Source organism: Variovorax sp. 22077 (genome assembly GCF_052044195.1).
GTDB lineage: Bacteria > Pseudomonadota > Gammaproteobacteria > Burkholderiales > Burkholderiaceae_C > Variovorax > Variovorax atrisoli.
Genome location: NZ_JBQEQC010000009.1, coordinates 67,854 through 88,684 on the forward strand (window position 1 = coordinate 67,854; position 20,831 = coordinate 88,684).

General features: G+C 68.4%; 20 protein-coding genes and 1 pseudogene. 5 read left to right on the forward strand and 16 right to left on the reverse strand.

Going from position 1 to position 20,831, the window contains the following annotated elements; genetic code table 11:
* Positions 1 to 94 precede the first annotated feature (94 nt).
* The 5 genes from lptB to argS all read right to left on the reverse strand — a co-directional run bounded on the left by lptB (position 95) and on the right by argS (position 5,084).
* Entirely contained in the window at positions 95 to 889 is a 795-nt protein-coding gene (lptB, locus tag ACTJLF_RS14900) for an LPS export ABC transporter ATP-binding protein (RefSeq protein WP_019655629.1), read from the reverse strand.
* Positions 886 to 1,602: a lipopolysaccharide transport periplasmic protein LptA gene (gene lptA / locus ACTJLF_RS14905; protein ID WP_132752025.1), complete on the reverse strand. Its 717-nt coding sequence runs from the start codon at positions 1,600 to 1,602 to the stop codon at positions 886 to 888. The genes lptB and lptA overlap by 4 nt, the downstream gene beginning before the upstream one ends.
* 201 nt (positions 1,603 to 1,803) lie before the next feature.
* Positions 1,804 to 2,451, reverse strand: a complete 648-nt coding sequence (locus ACTJLF_RS14910) for a thiol:disulfide interchange protein DsbA/DsbL (RefSeq protein ID WP_019655627.1) — start codon at positions 2,449 to 2,451, stop codon at positions 1,804 to 1,806.
* Between the two features lie 156 nt (positions 2,452 to 2,607).
* The gene (locus tag ACTJLF_RS14915; RefSeq protein WP_020723165.1) at positions 2,608 to 3,387 is read right to left on the reverse strand and encodes an SPOR domain-containing protein; all 780 of its coding nucleotides are present in this window, start codon (positions 3,385 to 3,387) and stop codon (positions 2,608 to 2,610) included.
* Positions 3,388 to 3,398: 11 nt separating this feature from the next.
* Positions 3,399 to 5,084 (reverse strand): arginine--tRNA ligase, encoded by a 1,686-nt coding sequence (argS, locus tag ACTJLF_RS14920; RefSeq protein WP_145760164.1) that lies wholly within the window; start codon positions 5,082 to 5,084, stop codon positions 3,399 to 3,401.
* Positions 5,085 to 5,215: 131 nt separating this feature from the next.
* On the opposite strand from argS, the gene ACTJLF_RS14925 reads away from it, so the two are divergent.
* Complete coding sequence (locus ACTJLF_RS14925) at positions 5,216 to 5,548, forward strand: hypothetical protein (protein ID WP_019655624.1); 333 nt, start codon at positions 5,216 to 5,218, stop codon at positions 5,546 to 5,548.
* Between the two features lie 78 nt (positions 5,549 to 5,626).
* Here the strand turns inward: ACTJLF_RS14925 and ACTJLF_RS14930 are convergent, their stop codons facing one another.
* From ACTJLF_RS14930 to ACTJLF_RS14950, 5 genes are all read right to left on the reverse strand, one after another.
* On the reverse strand, positions 5,627 to 6,079 hold the full coding sequence (locus ACTJLF_RS14930) for a DUF2214 family protein (RefSeq protein WP_019655623.1): 453 nt from the start codon (positions 6,077 to 6,079) through the stop codon (positions 5,627 to 5,629).
* Positions 6,080 to 6,277: 198 nt separating this feature from the next.
* Positions 6,278 to 7,204: a LysR family transcriptional regulator gene (locus tag ACTJLF_RS14935; RefSeq protein ID WP_019655622.1), complete on the reverse strand. Its 927-nt coding sequence runs from the start codon at positions 7,202 to 7,204 to the stop codon at positions 6,278 to 6,280.
* 41 nt (positions 7,205 to 7,245) lie between these two features.
* Entirely contained in the window at positions 7,246 to 8,226 is a 981-nt protein-coding gene (locus ACTJLF_RS14940) for a Bug family tripartite tricarboxylate transporter substrate binding protein (protein ID WP_019655621.1), read from the reverse strand.
* A gap of 4 nt (positions 8,227 to 8,230) precedes the next feature.
* A complete protein-coding gene (locus ACTJLF_RS14945) occupies positions 8,231 to 9,421 on the reverse strand; it encodes a CaiB/BaiF CoA transferase family protein (RefSeq protein ID WP_440883347.1) in 1,191 nt (396 codons plus the stop codon).
* Positions 9,414 to 10,352 carry a hydroxymethylglutaryl-CoA lyase gene (locus ACTJLF_RS14950; protein WP_126183978.1) on the reverse strand — a complete coding sequence of 313 codons (939 nt, stop codon included), beginning with the start codon at positions 10,350 to 10,352 and terminating at the stop codon, positions 9,414 to 9,416. The genes ACTJLF_RS14945 and ACTJLF_RS14950 overlap by 8 nt, the downstream gene beginning before the upstream one ends.
* Positions 10,353 to 10,470: 118 nt before the next feature.
* On the opposite strand from ACTJLF_RS14950, the gene ACTJLF_RS14955 reads away from it, so the two are divergent.
* The gene (locus ACTJLF_RS14955) at positions 10,471 to 11,211 is read left to right on the forward strand and encodes an IclR family transcriptional regulator (RefSeq protein WP_126183979.1); all 741 of its coding nucleotides are present in this window, start codon (positions 10,471 to 10,473) and stop codon (positions 11,209 to 11,211) included.
* A 12-nt stretch (positions 11,212 to 11,223) separates the two neighbouring features.
* Here the strand turns inward: ACTJLF_RS14955 and hisC are convergent.
* Positions 11,224 to 12,207, reverse strand: a pseudogene (gene hisC / locus ACTJLF_RS14960) (histidinol-phosphate transaminase); the annotation flags it as partial.
* A gap of 211 nt (positions 12,208 to 12,418) precedes the next feature.
* On the opposite strand from hisC, the gene ACTJLF_RS14965 reads away from it, so the two are divergent.
* Positions 12,419 to 14,593 (forward strand): malate synthase G, encoded by a 2,175-nt coding sequence (locus ACTJLF_RS14965; protein ID WP_019655616.1) that lies wholly within the window; start codon positions 12,419 to 12,421, stop codon positions 14,591 to 14,593.
* Between the two features lie 57 nt (positions 14,594 to 14,650).
* Here ACTJLF_RS14965 and ACTJLF_RS14970 read toward each other — a convergent pair whose 3' ends face one another.
* Positions 14,651 to 15,865 (reverse strand): PDDEXK nuclease domain-containing protein, encoded by a 1,215-nt coding sequence (locus tag ACTJLF_RS14970; protein ID WP_440883348.1) that lies wholly within the window; start codon positions 15,863 to 15,865, stop codon positions 14,651 to 14,653.
* 143 nt (positions 15,866 to 16,008) lie between these two features.
* Between ACTJLF_RS14970 and ACTJLF_RS14975 the strand changes: the two genes are divergently transcribed.
* Positions 16,009 to 17,325 (forward strand): MFS transporter, encoded by a 1,317-nt coding sequence (locus ACTJLF_RS14975; RefSeq protein ID WP_440883349.1) that lies wholly within the window; start codon positions 16,009 to 16,011, stop codon positions 17,323 to 17,325.
* On the opposite strand, the gene ACTJLF_RS14980 is transcribed toward ACTJLF_RS14975, so the two are convergent.
* The 3 genes from ACTJLF_RS14980 to ACTJLF_RS14990 form a co-directional block, all read right to left on the reverse strand.
* A complete protein-coding gene (locus tag ACTJLF_RS14980; RefSeq protein WP_184605744.1) occupies positions 17,315 to 17,752 on the reverse strand; it encodes an EamA family transporter in 438 nt (145 codons plus the stop codon). The two genes, ACTJLF_RS14975 and ACTJLF_RS14980, sit on opposite strands and share 11 nt — an antisense overlap.
* A gap of 78 nt (positions 17,753 to 17,830) precedes the next feature.
* Entirely contained in the window at positions 17,831 to 18,592 is a 762-nt protein-coding gene (locus tag ACTJLF_RS14985) for a hypothetical protein (protein ID WP_440883350.1), read from the reverse strand.
* On the reverse strand, positions 18,585 to 18,809 hold the full coding sequence (locus ACTJLF_RS14990) for a hypothetical protein (RefSeq protein WP_019655612.1): 225 nt from the start codon (positions 18,807 to 18,809) through the stop codon (positions 18,585 to 18,587). The genes ACTJLF_RS14985 and ACTJLF_RS14990 overlap by 8 nt, the downstream gene beginning before the upstream one ends.
* Before the next feature lie 467 nt (positions 18,810 to 19,276).
* Between ACTJLF_RS14990 and ACTJLF_RS14995 the strand changes: the two genes are divergently transcribed.
* The gene (locus ACTJLF_RS14995; RefSeq protein WP_409327457.1) at positions 19,277 to 19,789 is read left to right on the forward strand and encodes a fasciclin domain-containing protein; all 513 of its coding nucleotides are present in this window, start codon (positions 19,277 to 19,279) and stop codon (positions 19,787 to 19,789) included.
* Positions 19,790 to 19,811: 22 nt separating this feature from the next.
* Here ACTJLF_RS14995 and ACTJLF_RS15000 read toward each other — a convergent pair whose 3' ends face one another.
* Positions 19,812 to 20,747 carry a LysR substrate-binding domain-containing protein gene (locus tag ACTJLF_RS15000; RefSeq protein ID WP_132802486.1) on the reverse strand — a complete coding sequence of 312 codons (936 nt, stop codon included), beginning with the start codon at positions 20,745 to 20,747 and terminating at the stop codon, positions 19,812 to 19,814.
* Positions 20,748 to 20,831: the final 84 nt, after the last annotated feature.

Here is a 20,831-nt window from a genome sequence, read left to right on the forward strand (position 1 = left end):
GGACCGGCCGCTTCGGGCGGCCGTGCACACCAGCCCTCGCGAAGGGGCTCCACGCGCATGGCGATCACGCTTGCCGTTGACCCTCGCAACATGATCACATCCGGAAGTGCTCGCCCAGGTACACCCTGCGTACCTCGGCGTTGTCGACGATCTCCGAAGGCGTGCCTTGTGCCAGCACGTGCCCGTCGCTGATGATGAAAGCGTGGTCGCAGATGCCCAGCGTCTCGCGCACGTTGTGGTCGGTGATGAGCACGCCGATGCCGCGCTCCTTCAGGAAGCTGATGATGCGCTGGATCTCGATCACCGCGATCGGGTCGATGCCGGCGAAGGGCTCGTCCAGAAGAATGAAGCGCGGCTGCGTGGCCAGGGCGCGCGCGATCTCGACGCGGCGGCGCTCGCCGCCCGACAGCGCCATCGCGGGCGAATCGCGCAGATGGTCGACGCGCAGGTCGACCAGCAGGTCGGTCAGGCGCTCCTCGATGTGCTCCTTCGACAGGGGAACCAGCCTGCCTTTCGCGTCGGGCTCGCTCTGGAGCTCGAGCACGGCGCGCACGTTCTCCTCGACCGTGAGCTTGCGGAAGATCGAGGCTTCCTGCGGCAGGTAGCTCAGCCCCATGCGGGCGCGGCGGTGGATCGGCATGTGCGCGATCGGCTCGCCGTCGATGGAGATGTCGCCGGCGTCGGCGCGCACCAACCCCACGATCATGTAGAACGAGGTGGTCTTGCCCGCGCCATTCGGCCCGAGCAGCCCGACGACTTCGCCCTTCTGCACGTCGAGCGAGACGTCCTTCACGACGGTGCGGCTGCCGTAGCTCTTCTTCAGGCCGCGCGCGACCAAGCGGCTGCCCGGTGTGCCGCTGGCGTCCTGGGTTCCTGCGGATTCGATCACTTGCGCGTGTCTCCCTGGTCACTGAGCGTGGTGCTCGGGCGCAGGCCGGCGCCGGGAGCCGGGGTGGGCGCCGGCGCAGGGGCCTTGGCACCGCCGGCCGGAGCCGGAGCGCCCGGGGCCGGCGCGGTGGCGGCCTTGGGAGTGAGGATGGTCCGGACGCGGCCGCCAGGGGCCGAGGCGTTGACGGCGGTGTTCGGCGGCACGGTCGAGCCGTTGACGGTGTAGGTGTCGTTGCTCTGGTCGTAGACGATCAGCGCGCCCTGGCTCTCGTCGTTGGGCGTGGCGCCCAGCAGGCGGCGCATGACGGCGTTGCGGATGAACTTGACGTTGTCGGCGCGGCTGTCGTACTCGATGACTTCCGACTCGCCCTCGATCCACTCGTCGGGCGCATTGCGCTTCTGCTTGTAGTAGGCCCGCTTGCCGGGCGCCGCGGTGACCACGCCGTACTGGTAGCCCTCGGCGTCCTGGCGCACGTCCAGCCGCGCGCCGCGGATGATGATCGTGCCCTTCGTCACCAGAACGTTGCCGGTGAACACGCTGGTCTGCTTCAGGTCGTCGTAGCGCATCGCGTCCGACTCGATGTTCATCGGCTTGGAGCGGTCGGCGGTCTCGGCCACGGCGCCCGACGCGAGGCCTGCCAGCAACAGGGCGCCGACGGCCAGCCGGCCGATGCGACGCAGGAAGGAGGTGGTGGGGTGAGAGTGCAATGTCATAGAGGCACGAAACTTGCTCGGCATTGTATGCGGCTGCGTGCTCCTGCCCCGCCCGCACAGATGAAAAAGCCCGCCTAGGCGGGCTTGACTTTCTTCCCGGCTTCATGCCCGAACACGGCGGAACCGGCTTCACCGGGCCGCTGGTGTTGCCCCCTGCAAGGGGGAAGGCGCGCGCGACACGAAGTGCGCGAAGCCTGGGGGTCAGCCCTTCTTGGCCTCGCCGATGAGATAGTTCACGACCTGAAGCACCTTGGTCATGTTGCCGGCGGTCTCGCCGTCGACATACCAGCGGCCGGCCACGGCCATCGCCGGCACGCCCGCCACCTTGTAGGCGTCGGTCAGTTGCGAGGCGCGCTTGGCCTTGCTGGCCACGCCGAAGGAGGTGAAGGTTTCCTTGAACTTGGCGGCGTCCAGGCCGTTGGCGGTGGCCCAAGCGATGATGTTGGCGTCGCCGTTCACGTTCTGGCGCTGCGCGTGGATCGCGTTGAACACCTTCGGCTGGTACTCGTCGACCTTGCCCATGGCTTCGAGCGTGTAGTACAGGCGCTGCTTGGCCTCGACGTCGTTGCCCACGAAGGGAACGGGAATGCGGCGGAAGGAGACTTCCTTCGGGATCGTCTTGAGCCAGGCCTCCAGCGACGGCTCGAAGTCGTTGCAGTGCGGGCAGTTGTACGAGAAGAACTCGACCACCTCGACCTTGCCGGCGGGCGCGTCGACCGGCACGCGCTTGTCGAGCACCAGGTACTCGGAGCCGGCCTTGGGCACACGCGCCTGGGCGTGGGCCGGGTTGACGCCCAGGGACAGCAGCCCGAGCGAGGTTGCGGCCAGCGAAAAGTCACGACGTTTCATTGAAAGAGCTCTCCAGTTATTACGGCAGACTGAGCCGGCGCGCGGCGGGGAGTTCCCCCGCATCCGGCGCGCCCGAGGCTGTGGATGGTGGCGGCAAACGCCGCGCGGCGAAGTTTGGGGGCTATTCGTGTCGGTTGCCGGGCAGATGACGCCGGCTCAGCGCTGCACGCGGACCAGCGCCGAATCCATGCCGCCGCCGTCCAGCCGTTCCTTGAGGCGGTCGGCGTCGTCCTTCTTGTTGAAGGGGCCGGCGCGCACGCGATAGACGGTGCGGCCCGCCTGCTCGCGCTCTGTGACCTTGGCCTCGACGCCCATGAGCGACAGCTTGGCGCGCTGGGCCTCGGCATCCTCGGTGGTGCGGAAGGCGCCGGCCTGCACGAAGTACATGAAGGGATCGGGGCCGGAGCCGCTGCTGCCGGCGTTGCTGCCACTGCTGCTCGGCGCGGCCGACGCGGTGGTCGTGCTGCCGGAGCCGGAGACGCTGCCCGACCGGGCTCGGGCCAGGTCGCCCAGCGGATCGTTCGACGGCGGCAGGGCGTTGGCCTCGGCCGGCACCGGGGCGGTACGCGGCGGCTTGGGCGCCACCACCACGGGCACCGGCGGCGCGGTGCCGGGCGAGGCGCCGCCGGGAGCGGCGGCGGTGTTGCCGGTGGCGGGCTCGCCGGTGATCGGGTTGACCGGGCCTGCCGGGGCGGCCGGCGTCGCCGGCTTGGGCGCGCCGGCCTTGCCGGCCAGCGGCGCGTTCGGGTCCCAGTCGCGGTTCTTGCGGGCCTCGGCCTCGTCCTGCTCGGCGCCGCCGCGCTGCGTCTTGGTCACGAACGGGATCGGCACCTTGGTCACGTAGACCGCGATGCCCAGCGCGACGCCCAGGCCGAGCACCAGCCCGATGATCAGGCCGATGACGATGTTGCCGCGTTGACTTCTTGTCTTCTTCATGGTGAGGGGGTTCACATCTTGCTCGGTGCACTGACGCCGAGAATCGCGAGGCCATTGTGCAGCACCTGCGCGGTCGCGGCGACCAGCGCCAGGCGGGCCAGCTTCACCTTCTCGTCGTCGACCAGGATGCGTTCGGCGTCGTAGTAGCTGTGGTAGCTGGCGGCCAGTTCGCGCAGGTAGAAGGTCACGTCGTGCGGGGCGAAGTCCTTCGAGGCGGCCGTCAGCATGGCCGGGTACTTGGCCAGCAGCAGCATCAGCGCCTGGGCGGCCGGGCTTTCCAGCGGCGACAGGTCGACGTCCTTCAGCGATGTTGCGTCGCCGCCCCAGCCGGCCAGCACCGAGCAGATGCGCGCATGGGCGTACTGCACGTAGTAGACCGGGTTGTCGTTGTTCTTCGTCACCGCGAGGTCGACGTCGAAGGTGTACTCGGTGTCGGGCTTGCGGCTCAGCAGGAAGAACCGCACCGCGTCGGTGCTGGTCCACTCGATCAGGTCGCGCAGCGTGACGTAGCTGCCGGCGCGCTTGCTGATCTTGACCTCCTCGCCGCCCTTCATCACGCGCACCATGGTGTGCAGCACGTAGTCGGGGTAGCCCTCGGGGATGCCTTCGCCCACGGCCTGCAGGCCGGCGCGCACGCGGGCGATGGTGCCGTGGTGGTCGGTGCCCTGGATGTTGATGACCTTGTGGAAGCCGCGCTCCCACTTGGCGATGTGATAGGCGACGTCGGGCACGAAGTAGGTGTACGTGCCGTCCTGCTTCTTCATCACGCGGTCCTTGTCGTCGCCGTAGTCGGTCGACTTCAGCCACAGCGCGCCGTCCTGCTCGTAGGTCTTGCCGGCGGCCACGAGCTTGCGCACGGCGTCCTCGACGCGGCCGCTGGTGTAGAGGCTGGACTCGAGGTAGTACTGGTCGAAACGCACACGGAAGGCCTGCAGGTCCAGGTCCTGCTCGCGGCGCAGGTAGGCCACGGCGAACTCGCGGATGGCGTCGATGTCCTCGATGTCGCCGCTGGCGGTGACTTCGCGGTCTTCCGACTTGACGGTCTTCTTCGCCTTGAAGTCGGCCGCGATGTCGGCGATGTAGTCGCCGTTGTATGCAGCCGCCTTCTCGCCGCTGGGCCACTCGGGGTCGCCCGGCTTGAAGCCGCGCGCGCGCAGCTGCGTGCTGTTGGCCAGGGTCTGGATCTGCACGCCGGCGTCGTTGTAGTAGTACTCGCGCCAGACGCTCTCGCCCTGCGAGGCGCGCAGGTTGCAGATGGCATCACCCAGCGCCGCCTGGCGGCCATGGCCCACGTGCAGCGGGCCGGTCGGGTTGGCCGAGACGAACTCCACCAGCACCTTCTCGCCGGTGGCCGGCTGTTGGCCGAAAGTATTCCCGGCCGACAGCACCTCGCGCACGATCTGCTGCTTGGCAGCCGTCTTCAGGCGGATGTTGAGGAAGCCGGGCCCGGCGATCTCGATGGCGTCGACCCACTGGGCGAACGCGGGGGTCGCGAGCAGTGCGGCGCGCAGCTCCTCGCCCAGGTCGCGGGGCTTGCGCCCCAGCGGCTTGGCGAGCTGCATGGCTGCCGTGCAGGCGAAATCGCCGTGCGCGGCCATCTTGGGCGACTCGAACGCGGCCTTGGGGCCGGCGCCGGGCGAGAGGGATTCGAGCGTGTTCGCGAGCGCCGCGAGCAGCTCCTGTTTGACCAATAGCATCCTGAAATTTTACCGGGGGCAAACCCGGGATCAGTTGACGATGGTCATCCGATCGTTGACTTGCGCCGTTACGATGGTCGGCCCCGAGGCGGGGAACCTGTCACAACTCAACCTAGCGAGGACACATCACCATGAAGAAGCTCCTTTCCCTGCTTGCACTCGGTGCCTGCCTTTCCTTCGGTGCAGCACAGGCTCAAGACAAGGCCGCCGCGCCGGCCGCCGCACCCGCGGCAGCAGCCCCCGCCGCCGGCGCAAGCTGCGAAGCCAAGGCCGTGGACAAGAATGGCAAGGCCCTCGCCGGTGCCGCCAAGGCCAGCTCCATCAAGAAGTGCGAGAAGGAAGCCAAGGCCGCCGCCGCTCCCTCCTGCGAAGCCAAGGCCGTGGACAAGAACGGCAAGCCGCTGGCCGGCGCCGCCAAGAACAGCTTCGTCAAGAAGTGCACCGCCGACGCGGCGAAGGCCTGATCGGCACCGCGCTGGCTGCAAAGCCATGAAGGAAGGCCCGCGAAAGCGGGCCTTTTGCTTTGCGCGGCCGATCCCGGGCTACTTGCCGAAGCCGCGCGCCAGGAACACCGCCACCAGCGGGATCAGCGCGATCAGGTGCGCCTGGACCATCACCAGCTTGCGCGTCTTGACGATCTCGGCCTCGGGCGGCAGCTTGCCGGTGGCGCGCAGCGTCTTGCGCCAGCGGAAGTACGTGAGCGTCGGGAAGATCGACAGCACGCCCACGATGATGAAGAGCCCCAGCTTCACGTGCAGCAGCGGGTTGGTCCAGTACCAGGCCGTGCCCTTCACGCCCCACCAGGTGCGCGCGATGCCGGTGGCCAGCACCGCGATGGCCGCAATGCCGTAGACCATGTCGACCTTGGCCAGCCGCTCGACCACCGCCGCGTTGAGCCACTGCACGCGGCACAGCGCGGCCTCGCTGGAGATGAAGACGACCATCGTGAGGATGGCGAGCAGGTGAAGGTACGCAAGGATGGCTTCCAGGGTCATCGGTGGAGCTTTCAGGATGGCTCGCCCCCAAGGCTGCGCGCACTTCGTGTCGCTTCGCCACCCCCATCCGGGGGCGACACCCGAGGCCCGGCGAAGCCGGTTCCCCGTTGTTCCGCGAAGGACCTCGGCGGCTGTCAGCGTGGGGGGCGTATCAGCCGGATTTCAAATGTGAACAGATTGTGCAGCCGTTGGCTGAACTCAGGCCCTTCCGCCCCAGAAATCCGGGTTGCCGTACTGCTCCTTGAGGAAATCAAGCCACAGCCGCACCCGCAGCGGCATGTGCTTGGCGCCCGCGAACACCGCGTAGATGCCGTTGGGCGGCGCCGCGAATTCCTCCAGCAGCGGCACGAGCAGGCCGGCATCGATCTCGGCCTCGACCTCCCAGGTGCTGCGCCACGCGATGCCGTGGCCGGCGAGGCACCAGTCGTGCAGCACCTGGCCGTCGGAGCAGTCGAGCGGGCCGCTGGGACGCAGGTGGATCAGTTCCTGGTTGCCCTCCTCGTTGACGACGCGGAAGGCCCAGCCGCGCGTCTGCGAGGCGTCGCTCGACAGCGTGAGGCAGGCGAAGCGCGAGAGCTCGCCCGGATGCTTCGGCTTGCCGTGGCGGCGCACGAACTCCGGCGTGGCGACGCAGCGGCGGCGGTTGTCGGCGAGCCGCACGCTCACCAGCGACGAATCGGGCAGGTCGCCCACGCGCACCGCGCAGTCGAAGCTCTCGCCGGTGACGTCGACCACGCGGTCGCTGAGGTTCAGCGAGATCGTCACCTCGGGATGCAGCGCATGGAAGCGCGGCACCAGCGGCGCGACGTGGCGGCGGCCGAAGCCCGCGGGCGCCGTCACGCGCAGGTGGCCGCTGGCCTTGAGGCCGCCGGCGCTCACGCTGGCCTCGGCATTGGCGAACTCGGCCAGCAGGCGCTGGCAGTCTTCGAGGAAGGAGCTGCCTTCGTTCGTGAGCGTGATGCGGCGCGTGGTGCGCACCAGCAGCTTGACGCCCAGGCGCTCCTCCAGCGCATCGAGCCGGCGACCCATGATCGCGGGCGCCACGCCCTCGGCCTTGGCCGCGGCCGTGAGGCTGCCGCGCGTCGCGACCGAGACGAAGGATTCGAGTTGCTTCAGGCGGTCCATGGGGCGGGAACTATATCGCCCGCCACCCGGAGAGCGCCTGCCTATTCCGGCCGGACGCCCGCCTCGCGGACTGCCGCACCCCAGCGCGCATGCTCGGCCTTGATGTACTGCGCCGCCTGCTCCGGCGTGCCGCCCACGGGCGTGCTGCCCTCGGCCAGCAGCTGCGAGATGGTCGCGGGCTTGGCCAGCGCCTTGTCGACGGCGGCGCTGAGCTTCTTCACGATGTCGGCGCTGGTGCCGGCCGGGGCGACGAGCGCCTTCCAGTCCACCGCCTCGAAGCCCTTGTAGCTCTCGGCCACGGTGGGCACGTCGGGCATCACCGGCAGGCGCTTGGCCGAGGTGACGGCCAGCGCGCGCAGGCGCCCGCCCTTCACCATCGAGAGCGCGCCCTGCGGCGTGGCGAACATGTAGTCGGTCTGGCCGCCGAGCAGGTCGGTGATGGCAGGAGCCGCGCCCTTGTACGGCACGTTGAGCACCTTGAAGCCCGCGCGCTTGGCCAGCACCTCGCCGGCCATGTGGCCCAGCGTGCCGGTGCCAGCGAGCGCCTGCCGGATCTCGCCCGGCCGGGCCTTGGCGGCGGAAACCAGGTCGGCCAGCGTCTTGAACGGCGCGTCGGCGCGAACCACCAGCACCACGGGCTGCGAGGCCACGACCGACACCGGCACCAGGTCCTTCAATGCGTCGTAGGGCATCTTGGGAAACAGCGTCGGGTTGATCGCGAGGTTGGCCGTCTGGCCCAGGCCGATGGTGTAGCCGTCGGGCTTGGCCTTGGCCACCACGTCCATGCCGATGTTGCCGTTGCCGCCCGCGCGGTTGTCGACGATGAAGGTCCACTTGGTGTCGTCGGCGAGCTTCTGCGCGACCAGCCGCGCCACGATGTCGGTGGCGCCGCCGGGCGTGTAGGGAACGATGAGCCGCACCGGCTTGTCGGGCCAGGCGGTGTCCGCAAGGGCGGGGGCGGCGTTCAGCCATGCGGCGGCTGCGGCGCACGCCAGCAAGGCGCGCCGTGCATTGAAAAACATGAGGTCAGTCTCCGAGTGTGATGTGTCTTGCCTGGAGCGCAGCGATGTCCTCGTCGCTGTAGCCCACTTCCTTCAGCAGCTCATAGCCGTGCTCGCCGATGCGCGGCGGCTGCAGCCGGATGCCCGGGCGTTCGCCGTCGAGCGTGAACGGCATCAGCGGCACGTTGGCCATGCTGCCGTCGTTCATGCGCACCGGCGCGAGGCCGCCGGTGGCGTTGAGGTGCGGATCGTCGAACAGCTCCTGCGGCCGGGTGATGGGCGCGAAGGGCAGCTCGTTCTTCTCGAACACCGCGGCGAGCTCCGCGGCGCTGTGGTTCGCGAGGTGCGAGCGCAGGATGGGCATCATCCATTCGCGCGCCAGCACGCGGTCGTTGTTGGTCTTCAGGCGCGGGTCGGCCAGCATCTCGTCCAGGCCGAAGGCCTTGCAGAAGATGGCCCACTGCTTGTCGCTCACGGCAGCCAGGAAGATCTGCTCGCCGTCCTTCACGGTGAAGACGTCGTACACCGCCCAGGCCGAGATGCGGCTGGGCATCGGGTCGGCCGCCTTGCCGGTGGCGGCGAACTGCATCATGTGCTGCGCGACCAGGAACACGTTGTTCTCGAACAGCGCCGACTGCACCTCGCAGCCCTTGCCGGTGATGTCGCGCTGGCGCAGCGCGGCCATCGCGCCGATGGCGCCGAACATGCCGCCCATGATGTCGTTCACGCTGGTGCCCGCGCGCAGCGGGTCGCCCGAGCGGCCGGTCATGTAGGCCAGGCCTCCCATCATCTGCACCACCTCGTCGAGCGCGGTGCGGTGGTCGTAGGGGCCGGGCAGGAAGCCCTTGTGGCTCACGTAGATGAGGCGCGGGTTGAGCTTGGCCAGCGTGTCGTAGTCGAGCCCCAGCTTCTTCATGGTGCCGGGCTTGAAGTTCTCGCTGACGATGTCGGCGGTGGCGATGAGCCGCAGCGCGGCCTCCACGCCCTCGGGCTGCTTCAGGTCGAGCGCGATGCTCTTTTTGTTGCGGTTGAAGGTCGGGAAGAAGCCCGAACCCGAACCCAGCAGGCGGCGGGTGTTGTCGCCCTCGATGGGCTCGACCTTGATGACCTCGGCGCCCAGGTCGGCCAGCAGCAGGCCGCAGGTCGGGCCCATGACCATGTGGGTGAACTCGACGACGCGGACGCCGGCGTACGGCAGGGGGTTGGCTTCAGACATGTTGTGCGTTGTGTTCCTGGACGAAGCCCTTGGGCAATCCGGCTTCCGGGGTCATGCCGTAGACCGGCTCGCCGGGCAGGCCGGCCATGAGCGGCGCGCGCGCCGCGATGAGTTTCTGGATGTCGATGCCGGTGCGCACGCCCATGGCCTCGAACATGAAGACAAGGTCTTCGGTGACCGCATTGCCCGAGGCGCCCGGCGCGTAGGGGCAGCCGCCGAGACCGCCCAGCGAAGCGTCGAAGGTGCGCACGCCCTCCTCCCAGGCCGCCAGGCAGTTGGCGATGCCGAGGCCGCGCGTGTTGTGCATGTGGGCCGCACCGGCGTGGCTTCCGATCTCCGCGCGCAGCCGCCTGAACAGGCGGCGCACCTGCGCGGGGTTGGCGTAGCCCACGGTGTCGGACAGGCCCGATTCGTCGGCGCCCGCCTCGATGCACTGCGCGGCCAGGCGGATCACGTCGTCCTCGGGCACCAGGCCCTGCAGCGTGCATCCGAAGGCGGTGGAGATGCCGGCCTCCAGCTTCACCTGCGGCGCGATCTCGCGGCGCAGCTCGGAGATGGCGCGCACCTCATCGACCATCTCGGTGGGCGTCTTGCGCACGTTGGCCAGCGAATGCGCCACGCTGGCCGACACCGGCATGGTCAGCTTGTGCACGCCGGCCTCGAGCGCGGCCTGCGCGCCCTTGCGGTTGGGCACCAGCGCCATCACCACCAGGCCCGGCAGCGTCACGGCGTGGCGCACCACCTCGGCGGCGTCTGCCATCTGCGGCAGCAGCTTGGCGGGCACGAAGGAGGCGACCTCGATCTCGCGCACGCCGGCCGCGTAGAGCGCGTCGATCCAGCGCAGCTTGTCGGCCGTGGGCATGGTGGCCTTGACCGACTGCAGGCCGTCGCGCGGGCCGACCTCGCTGATGAGGACGTCGGGGGTTGTCATCGATTTCGTCTCCTTGGGCTTGACTGTTCTGTCTTACAGAACTATATTCCGTTAAACAGAATTAGACCGTCGATCCGCCCCGACTGTCAAGCCGAGCCATTCCCTGCGCCTTCCTGCCATGCCCCGCAAAGCCCAGACCGAGTCCGTCTCCGACCTCAATGCCGCGCCCGGCGGCGCGGCCGCGGTCGACCGCGCGCTGAGCCTGCTGTCGGCCTTCCGGCCGGGCGACGAGGCGCTGTCGCTCGCGCAGTTCGCCGAGCGCACGCAGCTCTACAAGAGCACCGTGCTGCGGCTGCTGGCCTCGCTGGAGCATGCGCGGCTGATCCGCCGGCAGGACGACGGCCGCTATGCGCTGGGCATGGAGATCGCGCGGCTGCACGGCCTCTACACGGCCTCGCAGTCGCTCGACCGCATCGTGCTGCCGGTGCTGCGCGCGCTGGTCGCGGCCACCGGCGAGAGCGCGGCGTACCACGTGCGGCAGCCGCAGGGCGACAGCTGGGTGCGGCTTTGCCAGTTCCGCGTCGATTCGTCGCATGTGGTGCGCGACCACGTGCGCGCCGGCGACCTGCTGCCCAACGACCGCGGCGCGGGCGCGCGGGTGCTGATCGCCTTCGGCCCGCAGGACGAGCTGCCGCGCGGCGCGAAGGAGCGCAAGCTCTACGACACCATCCGCGCGCAGGGCTGGTGCGCGCTGGTGGGCGACCGCACCGCCGAGCTGGCCGGCATCTCGGCGCCGGTGCTCCATGCCGACGGCAGCCTCGCGGCCGCGGTCACGCTCACCATGCCCACGCACCGCTACGACGAGGGCTACATCGAGCCGGTGCGTGCGGCAGCGAAGGAGCTCAGCGGGCAGGTCTGAGCAGGCGACCGGTCAGCGCAGCGCGGCCAGCACCGCGCGGTTCTGCTCGGGCAGCCCGATGCTGACGCGCAGCCACTCGGGCAGGCCGTACGGTCCGAGCAGCGAGACCTCGATGCCGGCGGCCAGCAGGCGCGCATGCACCGCCTGCGCATCGCCGACACGCACCATCAGGAAGTTGCCGGACGAGGGCACGTATTCGAGGTCCAGCGCCTCGAAGCCGGCGGCGAGCTGGTCGCGCCCGGCCGTGTTGAGCTCGTAGGTGCGCGTGAGGAAATCCGCGTCGCCCAGCGCGGCCACTGCGGCGGCCTGGGCCGGCGTCGTTACGTTGAAGCGCGGGCGCTGCGCGTTCATGCGCGCCGTGAGCCCCGGCTGCGACACGCCGTAGCCGATGCGCAGCCCCGCCAGCCCGAAGGCCTTGGAGAAGGTGCGCGCCACGATCAGGTTGGGCAGGCGCCGCACCCATTCGATGCTGTCGTAGCGCTGCGCGGGCGCGAGGTATTCGGTGTAGGCCTCGTCGAGCAGCACCGTCACGTGCGCGGGCACCGACTGCAGGAAGGCCAGCAGCGGCGCGGCGTCGATGAAGGTGCCGGTCGGGTTGTTGGGGTTGGCGACGAACACCAGCTTCGTGTCCTCGCCGATGGCCGCGCGCATCGCGTCGAGGTCGTGGCCGAAGTCGCGCGACGGCACGACAGTTGCGTGCGCATGGGCATGCGCCGCGGCCTGCGCGTAGACGATGAAACCGTACTGCGAATAGACGACGCCCTCGCCCGGCTTCAGGCTCACCTGCGCCGCGAGTTCCAGGATCTCGCTCGAACCGCTGCCCAGCGTGATCCAGTCGGCCGGCACGTCGAGCCGGGCGGCCAGCGCGTTCTTCAGCGCCGTGCCGTTGCTGTCGGGGTAGTTGCCGGCGCCCGCGAGCGCTTCGGCCGCGGCGCGGCGGGCCGACTCGGGCATGCCCAGGGGGTTTTCGTTGGAGGCCAGGAGGATCATGGAAGCTGGGCGCTGAAATCGCGGATTTATTTAAGAAGTTAAATATATCCGGCAGCTTCGGCCTTCTTATCAGTGCCTACCCTTTGCACTCCTTGGGGCCGCCCGTCGATTACCTCTATTTTTGTCACGGATAAATCCCGATTCAGGCTCTTACTCGCCAGCAAAGTATCGAATAAAGTTCATCCCAGGATTGCATCTTTCTCAAGGAGAAACCCACATGACCGCCCGCACCAACGCCCACGGCCTCCAGGTCGCGACCGAGCTCCATCGCTTCATCGAGGACAAGGTCCTCCCCGCCAGCGGCGTGGCCAGCGACGTCTTCTGGAAGGGCTTCGACGCCATCGTCCACGACCTCGCGCCGAAGAACATCGCCCTGCTCGCCGAACGCGACCGCCTGCAGGCAGAGCTCGACGCCTGGCACAAGAAGAACCCCGGCCCCATCGCCGACATGCCGGCGTACCGCGCATTCCTCGAGAAGATCGGCTACCTGCTGCCCCAGCCCAAGGGCGTGAAGGCCACGACCGCGAACGTCGACTCCGAACTCGCCCTGCAGGCCGGCCCGCAGCTGGTGGTGCCCATCCTCAACGCGCGCTATGCGCTGAACGCGGCCAACGCCCGCTGGGGTTCGCTGTACGACGCGCTCTACGGCACCGACGCCATTCCCGAGACCGGCGGCGCCGAGAAGGGCAAGGGCTACAACCCGGTGCGCGGCGCCAAGGTCATCGAGTTCGCGCGCAACGTGCTCGACCAGGCCGCGCCGCTGGTCAACGGCTCGCACAAGAACGCCACCGGCTACAGCGTGAAGGACGGCAAGCTGGTCGTCGCGCTGCAGAGCAGCAGCACCGGGCTGGCCGACCCGTCCCAGTTCGTCGGCTACCAGGGCGACGCCGCCGCACCGTCGTCGGTGCTGCTCAAGCACAACGGCATCCACCTCGATATCCGCATCGACCGCTCCACGCCCATCGGCAAGAGCGACGCCGCCGGCGTGAGCGACCTGGTGCTCGAGGCCGCGCTCTCGACCATCCTCGACCTGGAAGACTCGGTGGCCGTGGTCGACGCGGCCGACAAGGTGGTCGCGTACTCGAACTGGCTGGGCATCGTCGAAGGCACGCTGACCGAGGAAGTCACCAAGGGCGACAAGACCTTCACGCGCGGCCTGAACCCCGACCGCGAATACACCGGCGCCGACGGCAAGCCCCTGAAGCTGCACGGACGCTCGCTCATGTTCCTGCGCAACGTGGGCCACCTGATGACCAACCCGGCCGTGCTGTACGAAGGCGGCAAGGAGATTCCGGAAGGCATCCTCGATGCCGTGGTCACCACCACCATCGCCACCATCGACCTGAAGCGCAAGGGCAACTCGCGCACCGGCAGCATCTACATCGTCAAGCCGAAGATGCACGGCCCCGCCGAAGTGGCCTTCGCCAACGAACTGTTCGGCCGCGTCGAGCAGCTGCTGGGCCTGCCCGCCAACACCGTCAAGCTGGGCATCATGGACGAGGAGCGACGCACCAGCGTGAACCTGAAGGCCTGCATCGCCGAGGCCGCCGCGCGCGTGGCCTTCATCAACACCGGCTTCCTCGACCGCACCGGCGACGAGATGCACACCGCCATGCAGGGCGGCCCGATGATCCGCAAGGGCGACATGAAGTCGAGCGCGTGGATCGGCGCCTACGAGAAGAACAACGTGCTCGTCGGCCTGTCCAGCGGCCTGCGCGGCAAGGCCCAGATCGGCAAGGGCATGTGGGCCATGCCCGACCTGATGGCCGCCATGCTCGAGCAGAAGATCGGCCACCCCAAGGCCGGCGCCAACACCGCCTGGGTGCCCTCGCCCACCGCCGCCACGCTGCACGCGCTGCACTACCACCAGGTCAACGTGACCGCGGTGCAGCAGGAGCTGGAGAAGATCGACGCCGACGCCGAGCGCGACAACATCCTCAACGCGCTGCTGCAGGTGCCGATCGCCGCCGAAGCCAGGTGGACCGCCGAAGAGCGCCAGCAGGAGATCGACAACAACGTGCAGGGCATCCTCGGCTACGTGGTGCGCTGGATCGACCAGGGCGTGGGCTGCTCCAAGGTGCCCGACATCCACAACGTCGGCCTGATGGAAGACCGCGCCACGCTGCGCATCTCCAGCCAGCACATCGCCAACTGGCTGCTGCACGGCGTGGTCACCAAGGCTCAGGTCGATGAGACCTTCCAGCGCATGGCCAAGGTGGTCGACGAGCAGAACGCCGGCGACCCGCTGTACCAGCCGATGGCCGGCCACTTCGACACCTCGGCGGCCTACAAGGCGGCGCAGGACCTGGTGTTCAAGGGCATCGAGCAGCCGAGCGGGTACACGGAGCCGCTGCTGCATGCATGGCGCCTGAAGGTGAAGGGCGAGGCCTGATCGGCCCGCTGGGGGCGAGGCTCCATCACCAGAACGGCACCTTCGGGTGCCGTTTTTTCATGCGCGCGGCCTGGTCTTCCTGGCAGCCGCCTTGAGCGGCACGTCGTCCATCGACAGCTGGCGGAGTTCGCGGCGCAGTTCGCGTTCCAGCTCCTTCTCGGTCGGCAGGTGCAGCTGATAGCGGCTGGTGAAGATGTTGCGCTCCTGCTGCTCGCCCAGGGTGTACTTCACCACAGCGTCGTTCTTGTCCGGACAAAGGATGACTCCCAGCGTCGGGTTGTCGCCTTCGGTGCGACGCTCGCGGTCGTAGTAGTTCACATAGAACTGGATCTGGCCGAGGTCGCCATGCGTGAGCTTGCCGACCTTGAGATCGATGAGCACGTAGCACTTGAGCACCGTGTGATAGAAGACCAGGTCGATGTAGAAGTGGTCGCCGTCGATGGTGATGCGCTCCTGGCGCGACACGAATGCAAAGCCCTTGCCCAGCTCGAGCAGGAAGTTCTGCAGGTTCTCGATGAGCGCCTGCTCCAGCCTCGACTCGACCAGCTTCGGCGATTCGGGCAAGTCCAGGAATTCGATCACCACCGGGTCCTTCAGGACATCGAGAGGCTGCATCACCTCCTGGCCGTGCGTCGCCAGGCGCAACAGGCCCTTCTTGTCCTTGCTCTTGGCCAGGCGGTCGTACAGCAGGCTGGCCATCTGGCGTTGCAGTTCGCGCACCGACCACGCGCTGCGGATGGCTTCGATCTCGTAGAAGGCTCGCGCCTCCGGGCGCGCTGCGCGCAGGAGCTGGCGGTAATGACTCCACGAGAGAGACGGATGCAGCGTCCCAGGATGCCAGCCCCCCGGGTCACCGGATTTCCGAGACGCCGTCTCGGAAATGGTCTGAGGAGGCAGTGCCGCCGCCGCGGCCGATTTCCGAGACGGCGTCTCGGAAATCAACTGCGGATAGTCCAGGTAGAACTGCCTGAACGCTTCGAGGTTGTCGGCGGAATAGCCGCGGCCGAACTCGGCCGTCAGGCGTGTCGACAGATCGGCGAGCAGCTTGGCGCCGTAGCCCGCCCGACGCCGACCTCGCTGCTCCTCCTCGACGATCTCGCGCCCTATGAGCCAGTTGGCCGCCACCTGCGTGGTGTTGACAGTGCGGACCACGCGGGCGCGCGCTGCATCGAGGATCTCGCGAACGCGGCTGAAAAGCGGCCTTGCGGCTTTCTTGGCTTCCGGCTTGGCTGCACGGGAGCTGGAGCTGGAGCGGGTGTCAGTCTTGGGCAATGCGCGACTCTGGGGTTGTTCAGAAATTATGGGGGCAGCCTTCTTCGCGGGGGCGAGTCCTCGCAAGCGTCGCCGCCGTGACCATGCGCAAGATGATCAACTAGCATCATGACCGCCCCAACCTTCCTGGCCTCTCGCTCCCAATGAATCCGAACGCGGCACCCAAGCCCGCGGAGCAATCCGGCAACGCCGGCCCCGGCTCACGCCTTCCCCGCTCTTCGCGCTGGTCTTCCTCCGCGGCCGCCATGCTCGTGGCCCTGGCCACCGCCTTCGCCCTGAGCCAGGCCTTCCGCACCGTGGGCGCCATGATGGCCACGCCGCTCACCAGCCACTTCGGCCTCACGCCGCAGCAGCTCGGCACCTGGGCTGGCACCTTCCACTTCATGTTCGGGATCATGCAGCTCGCGATGGGCGTGTCGATCGACATCTTCGGCGTGAGGCGCACGGTGCTGACGGCCTTTCCGCTGGCGATCGCGGGCGCGGTGCTGTGCGCGATGGCGCCAAACTTCCACGCACTGTTGCTGGGTCAGGCCCTGGTCGGCGTGGGCTGCGCGCCGGCCTTCCTGGCCTGCACGGTGTTCATCGCGCGGCACTTCGATGCGTCGCGCTTCACCGCCATGTCGGGACTGGTGATGAGCCTGGCGGGGATGGGCATCCTGTTCACGGGCACGCCGCTGGCGCTGCTGATCGAGGCTTCGTCGTGGCGCGTGGGCTACGCGGTGCTGGCGGCGTTCGCGGTGCTTTCGTGGATGCTGATCTTCTGGCGCGTGCGCGAACCTGCGCGCGCTGCAGACCACGTGCCCGCGGGGCGGGCCGAGCGCCAGTCGCTGCGCAAGGCTGTGCGCGAACTTCTGCCGCTGTTCGCGATGCCGCACACGCTGGGGCTGCTGTGCTTCGCCTGCGTGTCGTACGCGGCCTTCATCACGCTGCGCGGCCTGTGGCTCGGCCCGGTGCTGCACGAGCGGCACGGCCTCTCGCTGGTGGCGAGCGGCAACGTCGCACTCGTGATGACCGTCGCCGGCATGATCAGCCCCACGCTCTTCGGCCGCATGGACCCGGGCGGCGCGCGGCGCACGCGCTGGATGATGGGCTGCGCGCTCGCGGGCACGCTGATGTTCGGCGCGATGGCGCTGACGCACTCGCGCATGGTCGACATCGGCCTGCCGATCGTCTACGGCCTTCTCTCGGGCTACAGCGTGCTGCAGTACGCGTACACCAAGAACGCCTACCCAGCCGCGATGACGGGACGCGCGATGGCGCTGATGAACATGGCGATGTTCCTCGGCGTCTCCCTGATGCAGTGGACCACCGGCGTGGCCGCGTCATGGGCCGTGGCGAATGGCGCCGAGCCGTTCCGTGCGGTGTTCCTCACGGTGGCGGGCATGCTGGCTGCGGGCAACCTGGCGTTCTTCCTGCTGCCGCGTGCGTCCGCACGGCCGGCGGCGCAGCTCAGCGCTTGATCGCCAGCATCAGCACGCCGCCCGCGATCATCGCCACGCCCGCCCATTCGCGGCCGGAGGGCCGCTCGCCGAGGAACATCACGGCGAAGAGCACGACCAGCACCACGCTGAGCTTGTCGACCGGCGCGACGCGCGAGGCATCGCCCACCTTGAGCGCGCGGAAGTAGCAGACCCACGACGCGCCGGTCGCGAGCCCCGAGAGCACGAGAAAGAGCCAGGTGCGCGGCGACAGCTGCAGCGGATTGGTCCACTTGCCGGTGGCGTTCACGAACACGAGCAGCACCGCGAAGATGACCACGGTGCGCACCAGCGTCGCCATGTCGGAATCGACGCCGGCCAGGCCGAGCTTGGCAAGGATGGCCGTCAGCGCGGCGAAGACGGCCGATAGGGCGGCCCAGAGAAACCAGTTGGAGGCGGCGAGATTCATCGTGCTTTCTTTCATCGGTGATGGCGCGAGCGCCTGCATCATGCGCGATGCGACTTTGCCGCTACCTGACGAACCGCTTCAGGCGTCTTCGCCCAGGCGCGCGCGAATCTCCTTGCGGCTGAGCTGGCGCTTGGTTGCGGCGTAAACATCGGGGCGTCCGTACATGGCCTGGTTGCTCGATGAGCCGAACTCCGGCCGGCCCCATGCACACGTGGTCCTGACGAAGCAGCGTCGCAGCACGTCGAAACGCTTGTCCCAGACACCCGGCGCCTTCATCGGCGGCGTGGTTGCCAAGGTGATCTCGAACCAGTCGCCGTTCACGCGGTGCCATTGCGTGAGTTCGTCGATCACGACGAACGAAAGCTCTGCCTTCGTGCCGCCGTGCTCACGCCGTCGAGCCTGTGAGAACCGGCGGTTGGGCAAGAGGATGCCGGTGACGGGGTGCACGAAAAGCTTCACACGCGAAGCCTCCTCCAGCGGCACCCGCTCGCCGCGGCCCCACCACCCCGCACGCACCAGCACCTGCCCTCCATGCATCACCGCATCGCGTTCGACGAAGTCGTCGATGTGCTCGAAGATGTGCGCCTGCACGACGCTGCGTCGGTCGATGCCGCTGCACAGTTCCGAGTACACCTTGTCCCAGGGCCGGTGCACCTGCTTGTGCAGCCAGCGCTTGAGAGGCGCGAGGTTCTCGTTGAGTCCCTTGGGGTAGGCGTAGCCCTGCCTCATGCCCAGCCGCGAGCCGCGCTCCTTGCTGTTGCGCCACTTGCGCCCATCGCCCTGCACGCCGCCACCGCGTCGCGGCCGCTCGACGATGACCTTGTCCATGTCCTCACGCATCGTCGGACCTCCCGATGCTTCGCGCCGCCTTCTGCAGCGCCACCTTCTGCGCGCGCCGTTCGGCGCTGTGGGTGCGCAGGTGGCGGCCCGCCTTCTGGCTTGCTTCGCGGCGTGCCAGCGCGGCCACCACGGGATTGCGAGGTGCCGCGTTCGGCACCGAAAAATAGAACCGGCCCAGACGCTTGTCGTCGTCGCGGGCCCTTCGTTGAGCACTCATGTGCACACACTCCGAAAAACAAAAAGGCCCCGGCGAATGGCTGCGCGGGGCCTTTGTCGATGGGCCTCGGCGGATGCGTGGATGCACGTCCGGCCGGGGCGGTCGGTGTGCGGATCAGGTGTTCAGGAAACGGTTCATTGGATTGGTGCTGCGTCCGGGAGGTCGATCGTCGCCGGGCGCGATGTGAGCAAAGACTGTTGCTGAAAAACGAAGGGCGGATTCTGTCGAGCACGCGTTCGATGCGCAAGTGCCGCGCATCGCTTGTGTGGCGCAAAGCCTACGTGCAAGCCGATGAATCCAATCGCGCGCAGGCGACGTATCAGGTTCAAGCGCATCGCGCCTCCGAGCTGTTGGCGGTTTCCACAGAGAGCCTCGAGAACCATCCATCACCTTTCCAGGAGACTTCAATGAAGAAACTCGTGATCGCAGCCAGCGTCTCTGTCCTCCTCGCAGCCTGCGCAGGCGGCATGGGCATGAGCGGCAGCAGCAGCGGCGCATCGAACCCGATGGTCGGCGGCGCGCCGATGTACCCGACGAAGGACATCGTCGACAACGCCGTGAATTCGAAGGACCACACCACTCTGGTCGCCGCCGTGAAGGCCGCCGACCTCGTCGGCACGCTGAAGAGCCCCGGCCCCTTCACCGTGTTCGCGCCCACCAACGCGGCCTTCGCCGCGCTGCCCGCCGGCACGGTGGACACGCTGCTCAAGCCCGAGAACAAGGGCACGCTGACCAAGGTGCTGACCTACCACGTGGTGCCCGGCAAGCTCGACAGCGCGGCGCTCATGAGCGCCATCAATGCAGGCGGCGGCAAGGCCATGCTCAAGACCGCGAGCGGCGGCACGCTCACCGCGACGATGAGCGGCGGCAACGTGCTGGTGACCGACGCCAAGGGTGGCACGGCGACGGTGACGATCGCCAATGTCTACCAGTCCAACGGCGTGATCCACGTCGTGAACAAGGTGCTGCTGCCGGGCTGATCGGCCCCGTTCCCGGTTTTCTTCAGCTGCGCTGCGCGGCCTCGGCCTCGTCGCGCAGCCACTGCGCGAACTCCTGCGCGTCGCGGTTGCCCGCGGCGCGCCTGGACATCTCGATGAAGTAGCCGCGGTGCGAGGCGACGCCCTCGCCCAGCGGCGCCACGAGCCGGCCGTCGCGCACCAGCTCGCTCAGCAGCGGCAGCCGGCCGATCACGACGCCCTGGCCAGCCACTGCGGCAGATACCGCATCGGCGTACTGCGTGAAGCGCAGCGTGCTCTTCATGCGCAGGTCGTCCAGCCCCATCACCTTGAGCCAGGGCTCCCAATCGGCGGTGGGGGCCTCGCTGTGGTCGGGGTACTCGACGGTGAGCAGCGTGAGCTTCGAGAAATCGGAAAGCTCGCGCAGCGATGCCGCGAGTTGGGGCGAGCACAGCGGGATCACAGACTCCTCGAACAACGCCGCACCCACGCCGCGGCCGATGGGCACGAAGCGCACCGCGAGGTCGATTCGGCTGCTTTCCAGGTCGAGCACGTCGAGCGTGGCCGATACGCGCACGTCGACCTGCGGATGGCTGCCGGTGAAGCGCGCCAGCTTCGGTATGAGCCAGATCGACGCGAAGCCCGGCGTGGTGGTGATCGCCACCTGCCGCGGCGCGGAGCTGGCGCGCACCCGCGCGGTGGCGTCGCGCAAACGCTCCAGGCTGTCGGTGACGGCGCGCTGCAGCACGCCGCCGGCCTCGGTGAGCGACAGCGCGCGGTGGCGCCGCTCGAACAGCAGCACGCCCAGGCTCGCCTCGAGCTGCTGGATCTGCCGGCTCACGGCCGACTGCGTGAGGTGCAGCTCGGTGGCCGCCAGCGTGAAGCTCAGCCGGCGCGCGGCCGCCTCGAAGCTGCGCAGCAGTTCGAGCGGGGGGAGTTCGCCACCGATGGCGCCGGGGGCTTTCGCATTCTCTGGACGCATGCAACGAGTTCCGAATGACCGTGTGCAATGGAGGGTTCGGCTCACTATATTCATTCGCACAGTGAATGCAATGGAGCTTGCCAT